This window comes from Enterococcus sp. HMSC078F03 (genome assembly GCF_001811595.1).
GTDB classification, from domain to species: Bacteria; Bacillota; Bacilli; order Lactobacillales; family Enterococcaceae; genus Enterococcus; species Enterococcus faecalis.
Genome location: NZ_KV805587.1, coordinates 1 through 642 on the forward strand (window position 1 = coordinate 1; position 642 = coordinate 642).

Sequence of the window (642 nt, forward strand, 5' to 3'; positions counted from 1 at the left end):
AAAAGCGGGTGACGAGAATCGAACTCGCGACAACAGCTTGGAAGGCTGTGGTTTTACCACTAAACTACACCCGCATGGCGGTCTGGACGGGACTCGAACCCGCGACCTCCTGCGTGACAGGCAGGCATTCTAACCAGCTGAACTACCAAACCATACTTTTCTTTTTATGTGCTTTTGAAATCAAAAGCAATTGCGGGGGCAGGATTTGAACCTACGACCTTCGGGTTATGAGCCCGACGAGCTACCTGACTGCTCCACCCCGCGATAATTAGACCAAGGAAAATTGATTCCTAAGAAAGGAGGATAAGGGATTCGAACCCTTGCACGGTTTTACCCGCCTGACGGTTTTCAAGACCGTTCCCTTCAGCCGGACTTGGGTAATCCTCCATGATAAAAATAAAACTATAAACAACGTCACAATGGACCTTGTAGGACTCGAACCTACGACCGGACGGTTATGAGCCGTCTGCTCTAACCAACTGAGCTAAAGGTCCAGGCTCTTCCAAATGTATAATCGCGGCGGAGGGGATCGAACCCCCGACCTCCCGGGTATGAACCGGACGCTCTAGCCAGCTGAGCTACACCGCGAAACTCTTATATTAAATAAGAATGGAGCCTAGCGGGATCGAACCGCTGACCTCC

Annotated in this window: 6 tRNA genes; all 6 read right to left on the reverse strand. The window is 50.9% G+C overall.

What is annotated here, in order from left to right:
• Positions 1-3: 3 nt before the first annotated feature.
• Positions 4-74 (reverse strand) — tRNA-Gly (locus tag HMPREF2810_RS10985).
• Position 75: 1 nt separating this feature from the next.
• A tRNA-Asp gene (locus HMPREF2810_RS10990) sits at positions 76-152 on the reverse strand.
• 38 nt (positions 153-190) lie between these two features.
• Positions 191-264: transfer RNA gene (locus tag HMPREF2810_RS10995), tRNA-Met, on the reverse strand.
• Positions 265-297: 33 nt separating this feature from the next.
• A tRNA-Ser gene (locus HMPREF2810_RS11000) sits at positions 298-387 on the reverse strand.
• Positions 388-420: 33 nt separating this feature from the next.
• Positions 421-494: transfer RNA gene (locus tag HMPREF2810_RS11005), tRNA-Ile, on the reverse strand.
• Between the two features lie 20 nt (positions 495-514).
• A tRNA-Met gene (locus HMPREF2810_RS11010) sits at positions 515-588 on the reverse strand.
• Positions 589-642: the final 54 nt, after the last annotated feature.